This is a genomic window from Anaeromassilibacillus sp. An250 (assembly GCF_002159845.1).
Lineage (GTDB): Bacteria > Bacillota > Clostridia > Oscillospirales > Acutalibacteraceae > Anaeromassilibacillus > Anaeromassilibacillus stercoravium.
Map to the genome: position 1 here is coordinate 22,959 of NZ_NFJK01000007.1, position 12,533 is coordinate 35,491.

6 protein-coding genes are annotated in these 12,533 nt (G+C 55.1%); 2 read left to right on the forward strand and 4 right to left on the reverse strand.

Features of this window, described 5'->3' with window-relative positions:
- Window positions 1-216: 216 nt before the first annotated feature.
- A complete protein-coding gene (locus tag B5F54_RS07735) occupies window positions 217-5,553 on the forward strand; it encodes an alpha-L-fucosidase (protein ID WP_087232735.1) in 5,337 nt (1,778 codons plus the stop codon).
- Window positions 5,554-5,735: 182 nt separating this feature from the next.
- Here B5F54_RS07735 and B5F54_RS07740 read toward each other — a convergent pair whose 3' ends face one another.
- The 4 genes from B5F54_RS07740 to B5F54_RS07755 form a co-directional block, all read right to left on the reverse strand.
- Window positions 5,736-6,893: an FtsW/RodA/SpoVE family cell cycle protein gene (locus B5F54_RS07740; protein ID WP_087232737.1), complete on the reverse strand. Its 1,158-nt coding sequence runs from the start codon at window positions 6,891-6,893 to the stop codon at window positions 5,736-5,738.
- 214 nt (window positions 6,894-7,107) lie between these two features.
- Complete coding sequence (locus tag B5F54_RS07745; RefSeq protein WP_087232740.1) at window positions 7,108-9,201, reverse strand: sensor histidine kinase; 2,094 nt, start codon at window positions 9,199-9,201, stop codon at window positions 7,108-7,110.
- The gene (locus tag B5F54_RS07750) at window positions 9,176-9,877 is read right to left on the reverse strand and encodes a response regulator transcription factor (RefSeq protein ID WP_087232743.1); all 702 of its coding nucleotides are present in this window, start codon (window positions 9,875-9,877) and stop codon (window positions 9,176-9,178) included. The genes B5F54_RS07745 and B5F54_RS07750 overlap by 26 nt, the downstream gene beginning before the upstream one ends.
- 122 nt (window positions 9,878-9,999) lie before the next feature.
- Window positions 10,000-10,620, reverse strand: a complete 621-nt coding sequence (locus B5F54_RS07755) for a stage II sporulation protein M (RefSeq protein ID WP_087232745.1) — start codon at window positions 10,618-10,620, stop codon at window positions 10,000-10,002.
- A 240-nt stretch (window positions 10,621-10,860) separates the two neighbouring features.
- Between B5F54_RS07755 and B5F54_RS07760 the strand changes: the two genes are divergently transcribed.
- Window positions 10,861-12,528 (forward strand): formate--tetrahydrofolate ligase, encoded by a 1,668-nt coding sequence (locus tag B5F54_RS07760; protein WP_087232748.1) that lies wholly within the window; start codon window positions 10,861-10,863, stop codon window positions 12,526-12,528.
- The last annotated feature ends 5 nt before the right edge of the window (window positions 12,529-12,533 follow it).

Sequence of the window (12,533 nt, forward strand, 5' to 3'; positions counted from 1 at the left end):
TCTCATCCTTCCATTATTCAAAAAATCACATATATCGAACATACTATATCATTGAGAAAAATCCGCAAAAGTACAAGAAACAAATACAATAATATACACAATTGTTTGAGAACTATTTGATGAAAATTATAGAAAATGTTATAATCAACTTGTTAGCTTTTTGGCAGCATGGCAAATTCGAAAGGCTAAACGTTTAAAAGGAAGGAATGAGAAAGAGTGAGGAAGGTAAAAAAATGGCTGGCGCTCTTGGTAGCCACAATGCTGGCTTTGCAGCCGTTGGCGTTTCCTGTATCGGCAGCGCCGGCGGATGATGTGGCTCCCCCGGAGGCCTGGGGGCCCATCCCCACGGAAACGCAGTTGCAATACCATGAGGAAGAGCTTTCCGCGTTCATCCACTTCGGCGTGAATACGTTTACCGGTGTGGAATGGGGAAACGGCCGGGAGAATCCAAACGTATTCCATCCAACAGGCTTGGACACGGACCAGTGGGTGAAAGCCCTGAAGGATGCGGGTTTTGAGCGGATCATTATGATCGGCCGCCATCACGATGGGTTCTGCCTTTGGAACAGCGACTACACCACGCAGGACGTTGCCAGCAGCACCGACTTCCAGGCAACGCAGGCTGCCAGAGGACAGTCCGGGGATGTTTTGGAAGAGCTCTCCAAGTCGTGCACAAAGTATGATATGGACATGGGCTTCTATCTCTCCCCGTGGGATGCCAACAATCCCACCTATGGATACGGGAGCGGCACGGACGAGGAAACGGATTCAAATGGCGATTACAACGAATACTACATGAATCAGCTCCGGGAAGTGCTTGGAAACCCGAAGTATGGAAACAACGGCAAATTTGTAGAGGTTTGGATGGATGGCGCCAAGGGAAGCGGCGCCGCCGCCCAGCATTACAAATTCCAGGAGTGGTTTGACCTCATCGAGGAACTCCAGCCCGGCGCAGTGGTGTTCAGCCCGTACGGCTCCACGATCCGCTGGATCGGCAATGAATCCGGCAAGGCGGGGGACCCCTGCTGGTCAAAGCTGGATCAGCAGCGCCAGAGGAACTACTACGATACGTACGGCGGCGATGAAGCGGCCTATTTGAACAGCGGCGACCCCAACGGCGATATTTGGAGCATCGGCGAATGCGACGTCTCCCTGACCTCCGGCTGGTTCTGGAAATCCGGCAAGCAGCCAAAGAGCATGGAGGAGCTGACCGACATCTACTTTAAATCGGTAGGACGCGGCCAGCCGCTGCTGCTCAATGTGCCCCCGGATACAACGGGCGTCCTGCCGCAGGACTTTGTCGACCGTGTGGCGGAACTGGGGGAGACCATCCGGGATACGTTCCGCACCGATCTGACCAAACAGGACGGCGTAATCGCAGAGGCCACCGCTGTGCGCGGCAACAGCCCGGACTACGCCGCGTCCAATGTCCTGGACGACGATGCAGACACCTATTGGACCATGGATGACGGCCAAACGACCGGCAGCATTACCATCGATCTGGGCGGGACCAAGCTGTTCGACATCGTCTCCATTGAGGAGTACATCAAGCTGGGACAGCGCATCTCCGAATTTACCGTAGATGTACACACCGATTCCGGTTGGAAAGAGTTCGGCTCCGGCTATACCATCGGCGCAAAACGCCTGGTGCGCAGCACGCCGGTCCGTGCCGACCAGGTGCGCATCAATATCACCGGTTCCCAGGCGGTCCCGCTGATTGAAAACGTGGGTGTGTTCAAAGCGGAGGGCGCGTTTGAACAGGAATCCGTTATGCCCGAGGGGTTGTCGATGATCGACGACCGCGAATTTGCGCGGAGCGGCAACTGGAATCTGGAGACCATTGACGGCGTCAACGAAACCGGTATGTGGGCAAATCCCGGTGCGGAAGCCAGCTTCACCTTTACCGGCACCAAGGCATGGATCGTCGGCACGAAGGACCCGAACCACGGGACCATGGATGTGTACGTGGATGGGGATTTGGTGGCTACGCCCAACGCATACCAGCCCAACCGGGCGCTGAAACAGATCCTTTATACGACGGACGACCTGCCCTATGGCGAGCATACGGTGCGCATGGTCTGCAAGAATAAGGCGACCGGTTTGGACGCTGCATTTGTATTGGACAACCAGGGCGCAGGGATGTTTGAGATTGACCCGGCCAGCTATACGGTAAACGAGGCTGGGACACAGGATGTCACCATCAAGCGCGTGGGCGGAACGGACGGGGAAGTGACCGTCGATTTCCAAACCGCGCCGGACACCGCTGTCCACGGACGGCATTACAACGATGTGAGCAAAACTGTCACTTTTGAAGACGGCCAGGATACGGCGACCGTAACGGTGGAAGCCATCGAAAACACCGAAGTGACTGGGGACCTTCGCTTCTATGCGGAGATCGTCAACCCGGGAGGCGGCGCCATTCTGGGCTTTAATACCCGCGCAGACGTCATCATCAAGGACAACGACCTTGTCGACAAGAATGCGCTCAAGACGGCGCTTGACGCCGCAAATGCAGAAAACGAAGGCTGGTATACGCCCGCCACTTGGGAGGCCTTTGCACAGGCCCGCGAGGAAGCGCAGGCTGTATATGACAATCCGGACGCGACGGGCGAGCAGGTCGGCACGGCTTTGACGAACCTCCAGAATGCCCAGGAAGCGCTGGAGCCGCGCACGGCCTATACCGCGGAAGACCCGTTTGTGCTGCCGAGAACAAGCGAAGGCACCAAATTGGCCGAGGCGGAGTTCTTTACGCTGGTTCCCATCTCCGGGGATAAGTATGTGCGGATCGAAGAGGATGACGGGGCGAGCAACGGCAAGAAAGTCGGCTGGATGGAGCCGGGCAACGTTATCAAGCTGCCCTATGTGGCGCCCAATGCCGGCACGTATACGGTGAACTGCCGTTACCAAAGCGGCCGCCTCAGCGAAGCGACGGCGAACACCATCAATTGGAGCGGCGAACACATCCAAAGCGGTTCGGTGAGCGTCTATGGCGACAGCAGCGCACCCTATAAGGAGATCCAGTTTGATCTGGTCATTACAGAGCCCGGGGCCGGCGAACTGGTGATTACAGCGGACTCCCATGCGGGCCCGAACCTGGATAAATTCGAATTCACAGCCAAGGATCTGGTGGCGAACACCTATACCATCACCGCTTCTGCGGAAGAGCACGGGATCATCACCCCGTCCGGGGCTGTTTCTGTGGAGGAAGGCGATTCGCAGACCTTTACCATGACAGCGGACCGCGGCTATGAGGTGGCGGACGTCCTGGTGGATGGCCAATCGGCCGGTGCCGTTTCCTCCTATACGTTTGAGGACGTTGTAGGAGACCATACGATTGTAGTTTCCTTCCGCGCGATGGACCATTACGGGGAGAACAATCCCGTTGTCCTGAATCAGGACGCGACACCGGTCCATGTGGAGGCGGAGCTTCTGGAATTTGGCGGCGAGGGCGCCCTTGTAGAGGAAAATTCCTATGCAAGCGGCGGGAAGGCCGTCGGCTGGCTGGGCAATTGCGGCGACCATGGCAACGCATGGCTGAACCTCTGGGTGGAGGTTCCCGCGGATGGCGTTTATGACATCACGCTGTCTTGCATGGCGGGAGCGCCGAACGTCCTCTATTATGAGAACCTCGACAAGACCATCGCCGGCAGTATTTCGTGCGAAAACACCTATCCGAACTTTGCCGAACAGACCATCCAGGTCGAGCTCAAGAAGGGCGTGGACCGTCTGAAATTCTACAACGATGAAACGTCCACCGCCAATTTGGACAAGTTTACGATTACGGCTGTACAACCGGAATTGTCCGTCATTTCTGTGACGAATCCGGAACCGCAGACCGTCGCCTATGGGACTCCCTTTGCAGAGCTGAACCTGCCGGAAACCGTAGAAGTTGCATTGAGCGATGGATCAACGGCGGATGCGGCGGTCGCCTGGGAAGAGGACGGCTATCAGCCGGAGGCGGGCACCTATACGATTCCGGGCGTCCTGACGCTTCCGGAAGGCGTGCAAAACCCGGAAAATTTGCAGGCAGAGGCAACCGTGGTTGTGGAGCCTGAGCAGGAGCCATCCGCTCACCTCTTCTTTGTCCAGTGGAATGAGAACGCGGAATTGGAAGTGGAGGGCAATGTCGAAAGCGTTATCCTAGATAGCGACAGCGTTTACAGCGCAAAGGTGATGGCGAACGAAGCGTTGCAGCTGCACTTCACGCCGGTGGACCGTGTGTTCAGCGCGGTTACCTGCAATGGAGAAGCGGTCCCCTTTGAGGCGGACGGTTTCACGTACTCTGTCACCATGCCAAATGAAAATACCAAGCTGTATTTCCAATTTGCGGTGGTCAATAAGACCATTTTGGAGGCTGCTTTGGATGTAGCAAATGCAGTTACGGAAGAAGAGTTGGCTGGCCTTGCGGATACGGCAAGGGAGAATTTCCTGGAGGCACGGGCTGCGGCGCAAGAGGTATATGAGGATGATGCGGCGACGCAGGCGCAGGTCAATGAGGCATGGAAACGCCTGATCGAAGCGATTCAGTATCTCGAATTTGAAAAGGGCGATGTGGATTCCCTCGGAAAGCTCTTGGAGATTGCATCCGAGATTGACCCCGAGCTCTTTACCGAAAGCAGCTACGAAGGCTTTGAAGAAGCGTACCAGAGCGCACAGGACGTCTATGCACAGGGTGGCGACGCTTTGAAAGCGGACGTCGAGGAAGCGTACCAGGCTCTGGAAGATGCCCTGAATCGGCTGGTCTTCCGGGCAGACCTGAGCAGCTTGCAGTCCCTGGTCGATTATGCGAATTCCCTCCATATGGACGAGTATCGTCCGGAAGGGCAGGAGGCTTTCCAAGAAGCGCTTGCCGCAGCGGAGGCGATCCTGGAACAGGGAGCGGGCGATGTCACACAGGAGGCGGTCGACGAGGCGGCTTTGGCGCTCACCCAGGCAATCAAGGATCTGCGCAAAATCCCGGATCGGGACGCGCTGAAGGACCTGATCGCACAGGTGGAAGGGATGGACTTGAGCGACTATACAGCGGCTTCCGTCCAGGCGTTGAACGCGTCCGTGCATGCAGCAAAGCAAGTTTTGGACGATCCGGAAGCAACGCCCCAACAGGTGGCCGGCGCTTATGACGACGTCGAGGAGAAAGTTGGGCAGTTGGAGACGAAAAAGCACGATGGTTCCCATTCGGGAGGCTCCAGCGGCGGTTCTTCGTCCGGCAGCACCTCTGGAACCGGTACGGCTACAGCCACAACGTCTCCTGTTATCCCGAATATCCCAGTGGCACAGGCGCAAGTGTATGTGGTTTCCGACACAACGCTTCCGTTTACGGTAAAGAGAGGCAGCGCGTACTGCTTCAAGATGACCGTGATGGGGAGCACAACAGCCGTTCCCAGCTTTACCGTGGGCAACGGGGATGTGTTGAAAACGCAGTTTGTTGCAAAGATTGGCAACGATTACTACTTCCGCGTATGGGCGACCGGTGGCCCGGGAAGCAGCACGGGCGTATATACCACGCTGCCGGGACAGAACCCGCAGATGCATTGTGTGGTACACGTTGGATAAAGCGCAGCATACAGGTACTCCCACAAGTACCTTTGATGGTTTAATTTCCATGCTCTAACGGCTATCCTTTCAAATAGCCGGGCATAAAAACAGAATCCCTGGTCCAATATCCGGATCAGGGATTCTGTTTGTTATAGGGGATCGTGCGGGTGTAAATTCGATTTGTATCGTTGGATCGATTGTTATGTGTGGATCTTTACAATGTCCATATTGATCTTATGCATGGCGACACATTGCACCAAGCCAAATCCAAAGTAGAGGCACGCAGCGGAAGAACCGCCTGCGCTGAAAAAGGGGAGGGTGACGCCCATCACGGGGAAAAGGTTGAGGCACATGCCCAAATTAAACGCCATCTGGGAAGCGATCATCCCAAAGAATCCATAGCAGATGCTGCTGCCGAGCGGTTCCGTGGCATGGCGCGCGATGTGGATCGTGCGCACCAGCAACAGAAAGAGCAGTACGATAATCAGCATGCAGCCGATAAAACCAAGCTGTTCGCCTGCCACGGAGAAGATATAGTCGCTCTGTTGGACAGGGACGCTGCCCTTTTGTACGCGCGAATCCGGCGAGAAGAGGCCACGGCCCCACAACTGCCCGCTGCCGATCGAAATTTTTCCCTGCAACTGCTGTAAGCCCTTGCCCGTGGGGTCGCTCTCCGGATGTAGGAAGATCGTGAAGCGGTCCCGCTGGTAGTCGTCCAACAGGTATCTCCAGACGAATGGAAAGGCCACGCCAATGGCGGCAAACAGCCCGATGAAATAGCGGAGCTGCACGCCAGCCCCGAAGCTCATCGCCAGGAACATGCAGAAAAAGATGGCGGCGGAACCGGCGTCTCCCTGCAGCTGGAACATCACCGCGACCGGAATCAAAGCGTGGAAGCCCAGGAGAACTACATGCAATGGGCGCTCCAATAAACCGCGGTCCTTTAATACGGATAAATGCTTGGAAAAGGTGAGGATAAACCCGATTTTCACCAGCTCGGACGGCTGGAAGGTCCCCAATCCGGGGATGCTGATCCAGGCGCGTGCATTGATGCCGCCAGAATTTTGCACCGCGATGCCGAAAAAGTGCGTATAGATCAGCAGGAAAATACAGAAGCCCGCGATGATATACCATAGGTTTGATAAATCCCGGTAATCGATGAGGGTAATCAACCAGGCGCCGATATAGCCGATCAGAATGGCAATCAGCTGGGTGGCGAAGTACGAACGCCTTCCCGCAGGGGAAGGGACGGTTTTCAAAAGCAATAAGCTATATGCAGAAATTGCGAGCATCACCAGCCAAAGGAACTTGTCCGCCCGCTTAAAATAATCCAAAAAGGATTTTCCCAATCGTTCCATTTGTGTACCCCTTATATTATGTCTCTATAGCCCCGTGTACATAGCTGCGAGGCCCGTATATAAAGAAATCGCGGCATAGCCGCGAATCCTTCTGGCAGTCGGCAAATAAAAATGCTATGCGTTTATTATAGCATAGCATTTTTGAATCCACAATAAACAAATCGTTACAGAAAATCCATCGTATACAGCAAACGATCGTCCGAAACCGATTGGGTTAGGCTTCGGATGGCTTTTGTAATGTGATAGAGGGAGGCGTGAGGGGAAACGTCACTCGTGCGGTGAAAAGGTCCGCGTCGATTTGGATGGAAAACTCCCCTCCGCAGGCTTCGGTAAAGCTCTTGGCAATCGAGAGGCCCAGCCCGCTGCCTGCGGTCGTACGGGCGGCGTCCCCTCGCACGAAGCGCTCTGTAATATCCACATTGGGATCGAGTTCATACCGGGAGATGTTTTTCAATGCGACGCAGGCGAAGCCGTCCGCCTCGGTGAGGGAGACGAAGACCCGCGTCCCTTCCAACGAATAGCGCAGTGCGTTGGAAATCAGGTTTTGAAATACGCGGTAGAGGCGCCCGCCGTCCGCGGTGATCGTCACCGGTTGGTCGGGAATATCCACCCGGAACAGGAGCTGGGAAGCCTGGACCGCTTCGTCCATATCGGCCAGCGTTTGACGCACCAGCTTGCCAAGGTCCAACGGCTCCATTTGGAGTTCCATGTTGCCGCTGGCCGCCTTGCTGACGTCGAAAATATCCTGGATCATATTTTTCAGGCGGAGGGATTTTTCGTCCAAAACTTTGATGTAATCCTTTACATGGTCGGGAAGCGTCTCCTCCTGTTTCAACAGATCTACGTAGCTGATAATGGAGGTAAGCGGCGTCTTAATGTCATGGGAAACGTTGGTGATGAGCTCCACCTTCATGCGCTCGCTCTTTACACGTTCCTCCACAGCGGTGTTTACGCCGTGCTCAATATCGTTTAGGGCATGGGCGGCCTCCCGCAGATCGGAATCCTGCGGGAGCAGCAAGGGTGCGGTATTTTTGCCTTGCTGAACAGAGGTGATCTGTGTGGTCAGGCGGCCAAGGTCCTGCGCCAGTTGGCGGTGCAGCTTCCCATAACGATATGCAAAATATACCATGAGTGCAATGGTGACCGGAGCCAGCAGCCCTACCGTAAAAATGCTGAGGACCAATCCTACGCTGAACGTGATCGCCTCACACTTGATAAAATCGTCCCAGCGTTCGAGCAGGCGGCGTTCCAGGGGCAGCTTTTGCTCGAACGTTTTTCGGTACTCGGCCCGGCGACGCAACATGGTGCTGATGACATTGCGCCTCCAACTCCCGCGGTTATAGCGTAGATCGATGGCAATCAGATAATAGCCGGGCAGGGAGAGCAGGAAACAGACCACGTTGCCCGGGATGCTACCGCTGACAAACCCCGTAGTGAGGAACAACACAAGGATGGCGAACGCCAGCTTCCATTCGAAATAGAGGTTGGCCGTGTGCGCGGCAATCCGGCGGCTCAGCTCCCGACGCTCTTTTCGCCAAAGGAACGCCAAAACCAACAGGATAGCAGAGAAAGCAATGATGCAAGACCAGATGCGCAGGAACAAAAGCGTTTCCCTTCCCTGCTGGGGAATGTCGTAAAGCGCGCTGGAACCGTCCATCGGCTCCACAGGGATTTGGCGCGCGACCAGGCAGACGCGGAAATTCTCGTAATCCGGGTTGGCCGCCATGTTTTCGTATCCGGGCACATTCCACATGCCGGAGTCGCTGCGGTAAAAACCGTCCCCGTAGACATCGACTGCCACCCCGTCCTTTTCGATGGAGACGGTTTTACCGTCGAAAATCAATCGGAAATTGTATCCCTCCGGCAGATCGCCTTCATAGAGGTTCTCGTGCTCCGTGTCGTTAGAATAGGCGGTTCGATTGGAAGCTGTTCCGATTTGATATAGCAGGTTCCGCGCTGTATCCGCGTTCAGGCCGAACGGATCGTCGGCATCGGAAAAATAGTAGTAGCGGTTTCCATCGGAATCGGAATAGACGGAATCCTGCAGCTCCGTCTCTGCGGCGGTGTCGGAAGAGGACAGCGTATCCATAACGTGCAGGATATGGTTGAGCATCTGGGAAAGTTCGGCCCGGAATGCATTGGTATTCTGATAATCCTCTTGTTTGAGATCGCTAATTTGCTGCATGGCATAATCATAGTTCATCAGAAAAGAGATGCCGAATATGGCGGTGGCGATCAAGATCCCCATACTGAGGAAAAAACTGATGAGGCTGACGATTGCTTTACTTTTTTTCAATTTTGTATCCAATTCCCCATACCACCTTTAGATATTCGGGTTCCTTCGGGTTGAGTTCGATCTTTTCGCGGATGCGCCGGATATGAACCATCACCGTGTTTTCGGCGGAAAAAGCAGGTTCGTTCCAAACGCGGCGGTAGATTTCCTCCGCGGGGAAGATTCGGCCGAGATTGCGCATAAACAAGTCGATGATCTTAGTTTCGGTGGCGGTCAGCTTGACCGGCTCGCCGTCCGCGGTGAGGATATGCTCCTCGGTGTTGTAGCTCAGGCGCCCGTTTACAATCACGTGATTGCCCTGCTGTGCATGGATGTCCCCTAAGCTGGTATAGCGCCGGAGCTGGGAACGCACGCGTGCGACCAATTCCATAGGGTTGAACGGCTTCGTCACATAATCGTCCGCGCCAATGGACAGTCCTAAAATTTTATCGGTGTCTTCACTTTTGGCGGAGAGCACGATGATGGGCAGGTTGCGCTTTTCACGAATCTTCATGATGGCGGACAGTCCGTCCATTTTGGGCATCATCACGTCGATGATAATCAAACAGACCGGCTGGCTCATCACCATGTCCAGCGCTTCCAAGCCGTTGTATGCACATAGGACCGAATATCCTTCTTTTTCCAGGTGGATGGCGATGGAGCGTACAATTTCCCGATCGTCGTCCACAACCAAAATGCTGCCTTCGTTCATAATCTCAGATCCTTTTCACCCAAAGTATGTTCCGTGTCTATCATGATAAGGGAGAATCCTTACAAAAAACGAAATGGATTTCTTAAAGAAATCTTACGGATAACCGTTTCAAAGCGGATTTCCTATACACCTAAAAATAGCCCCATCAGTGCGGGGGTCACGTAGGTTTCGATCACTGCCGCCGCCAGGAGAAGCGGCACAACGACCAGCAGATAGACGCGCCCCGCCTCTTTGAGCGCCTGCCGGAACGAGCGCTCCCGCTGTAAGCAGATTTTGTAGGAGAGCGTCCAGCATAAATATAGGCCAAGGGTAAAGGAAACCAGCAGGGCCGGAAGCTCCAAAATGCCGTGCGGCAAGATCCCCATTAAAAACGCCCCCATCCCGATGCCGGTGGTCTGGTAAAGTGCTCCCATCGCACCCAACACCACCGCGTTGGAAAAAAGCGGGAGGATGGTGAGAAAGAAAAACGGAATGCAGCCGATTAAAATAGAGATCCCAGCTGCATAAAGATTGTTGAGCAAGAGGGTAAAGAACGAGATACCGCCTTCATCAAAAAGTCCTTTTTCTTCAAAACCAGCGGCGATTTGCTGGACGAATTCGTTTAACAACGCTTCTTCGCTGGCCAGCCAAATGCCGGAAAGCACACAAAGGCCGGCGAAGCAGATGCACAGGATCAAAAAGAGCTTTAATAGCTTTTTCCGGAAAAACCGCCCGGTTTCCTGGTATTGTCTGACGATCCACATCGTAAAACTCCTCCTTTTGGTTGTTTGGAACGGGAAGGTACCACCCAAAATAAAAGAAACAGCAACTTACGCGGACGGTACGAGGTTTTATTATAACATAATCCCAAAAAGAAGTCGACGCACGAAACAATTCGCGAATCCCTTTTCTCCCTTGCATGGTTGTGGTATAATTTTGATAATTCTATGATTTGGAGGCGCGGTTGAACGGAAGATACCGCGTCATTTGAAGGGAGAATGGGAATGCTGACGGATATTGAAATTGCTCAACAGACCAAGATGACACCCATCACAGAGATCGCCGCTTCCCTTGGGATCCGGGAAGAAGAGCTGGAACCGTACGGCCGGTTTAAGGCGAAGCTGAACGACTCGCTTTACAACCGCCTCAAGGATCGAAAGGATGGAAAGCTGATCCTGGTGACCGCGATCAACCCGACCCCTGCGGGAGAGGGAAAGACCACCACAACGGCGGGGCTGGGCGAAGCAATGGCAAAGATCGGGAAGAATGCGGTCATCGCCCTGCGCGAGCCGTCCCTCGGGCCGGTGTTCGGCGTCAAGGGCGGCGCGGCCGGCGGCGGTTATGCACAGGTGGTGCCGATGGAGGATATCAACCTCCACTTTACCGGTGATATGCACGCATTGACTTCGGCAAACAACCTGCTGTGCGCCATGCTCGACAATCACATGCAGCAGGGGAACGAGCTGCGCATCGACCAGCGCCGTGTGCTGATCAAACGCTGCCTCGATATGAACGACCGCGCCCTGCGCAACGTGGTGGTGGGGCTCGGCGGAAAAATGAATGGGATTCCGCGCGAGGATGGCTTTATCATCACGGTGGCCAGCGAGGTGATGGCGATCCTCTGCCTGGCTGCCGACAGCTCGGATTTGAAGGAACGCCTAGGGAACATTTTGGTGGCGTATAATCTGGACGGCGAACCGGTATATGCGAAGGACTTGAAAGCGGAGGGCGCCATGGCGGCGCTGCTGCGCGACGCGATCAACCCCAATTTGGTGCAGACGCTGGAAGGAACGCCGGTGATTATGCACGGCGGCCCGTTTGCGAACATTGCCCATGGATGCAATTCCGTGCGCGCGACACGCCTGGCGTTGAAACTGGCGGATTATTGCATCACTGAGGCGGGGTTTGGTTCTGATCTCGGCGCAGAGAAATTCTTTGACATCAAATGCCGCTTGGCGGGGCTGCGCCCGAACGCGGTTGTGGTGGTTGCCACCGCCCGTGCGCTCAAATACAACGGCGGGGTCCCCAAGGCGGAGACCGGGAACGAAAACCTGGAAGCCCTGAAGAAGGGGATCGTCAACCTGGGCGCGCATATCCAGAACATGCGCAAGTACGGCGTGCCCGTGGTCGTGGCGATCAACCGCTTTGACTCGGACACGGATGCGGAACTTGCATATATTGAGCAGTATTGCAAGGAAAATGGCGCGGATTTTGCCCTCAGCGAGGTGTTTGCCAAGGGCGGCGAGGGTGGCATGGAACTGGCGCGCAAGGTGTGCGCCGCCGCAGAGCAGCCCTCCGATTTCCACCCCATTTATGCGGGCGATCTGCCCGTGCGCGAAAAGATTGCAACCATCGCAAAGGAAATCTACGGCGCCGATGGGGTTACCTATACAGCCCAGGCGGAGAAAGCGCTCAAGGAGATTGCAGCGCTCGGCGGCGATGCGCTGCCGGTCTGCATCGCCAAGACACAGTATTCGCTTTCGGACAACGCAGCGCTGTTGGGCCGCCCGGCTGGGTTCCAAATTACCATCCGGGACCTGCGCCTCTCCAACGGCGCGGGCTTCGTGGTCGCTTATGCGGGGGACATCATGACGATGCCCGGCCTGCCGAAGCGTCCTGCGGCGGAGCGGATCGATGTGGATGCATCCGGAAAAATATCTGGTTTATTCTGAGGTGA